General features: G+C 64.8%; 1 protein-coding gene. It reads right to left on the bottom strand.

What is annotated here, in order from left to right:
- Window positions 1-325 precede the first annotated feature (325 nt).
- On the bottom strand, window positions 326-1045 hold a 720-nt coding region (locus tag FJ980_RS34060; protein ID WP_246676701.1), incomplete at its 5' end, for a hypothetical protein.

Below are 1045 nucleotides of genomic sequence, written 5' to 3'. Positions count from 1 at the left end.
CAACGACGAGGAATACCCGATGATGCGCTGGGCATTCGCGAAGAAGGGGTGAGCGGTGGAAGCGGCCAATCTCCCCCCTCGTGGGGGAGATTGGCAGCGTTCACCCGCCACGCCGCTTCACCCACCTTGCATGCCGTCTCCAATACCACCAGTCCAGCACGCGCCGGCGCAAACTGCGCTTCATCGCGGTCATGGTTACAGCGCCACACGCACGCGGCGCTGGCCGGCGAGGCTACCGGGCGCCAGATCGGTCTTTATGGTGCTGGCCGTGCCCTGGCGTTGTTCGAGCTCAGCCCGAAGTGCTGCTTCGCGCGCCTGCACGTCCTTATCCCCGGCCGTCGGCACTGCCGGCAGCGGCTTCAGTTCCGGTGGTTTTTGAAACAGACACATGGTTCCAGCCTTCTCTTGTCCAGTCGTAGAGGAAAAAATCTTCGCCGTTCCGGCCATATCCGGGCAGCAGGCAACGTTGCGTGGCGCCCAGCCGCGCAAGCCAGCGCAGCGCCAGTTCATTGCCGGCCAGCGCCCGCGCCTCGACCCGCCAGGCACCGCGGGCGGAAACTTGCGGACCGAGCACCGCGTGAAAGAACTCCGTAATCCCGGGCACGCAGCGCCTCATGCGGCGCGTGCCCCAGCTCCAGGCGATCCAAAGCCCGCTCCGCTGCTCGGCCGCACCGAACCCCGCCTCCGGATTGCCGTCGAGCTCTGCCACATAGGCAAACCCTTGCAGCGCGGTGAGCGCCAGCAGCGCCGGCGACCAGTGGTCGAGCTGGCAGTCGATCTCGGCGCGATCCTCGGGGCGCAAATTGGCGGCGATATAGGAGAGATCGCGCAGGGTCGCGGGGATGATGCGGAGGGTCATGCGGATGCCAGAGCCCGGGGGATAAGGTTCATCTGTGTGAGTGCCGCGTGAAAAATTCACGCCCTTGACCGGTCTCCTCTCCGGTGACCTACTTCGACCATCGAACGCGGGAGCAAAACATCGGTCATCCAATTGAAGGGAGACGGGCGAATGGACATTCGATCGGCGCTGACGCAGATATCTGAG

It is taken from the genome of Mesorhizobium sp. B1-1-5 (assembly GCF_006443065.1).
Classification (GTDB): Bacteria; Pseudomonadota; Alphaproteobacteria; order Rhizobiales; family Rhizobiaceae; genus Mesorhizobium.
This window is presented reverse-complemented; position numbering and strand designations above follow the sequence as displayed.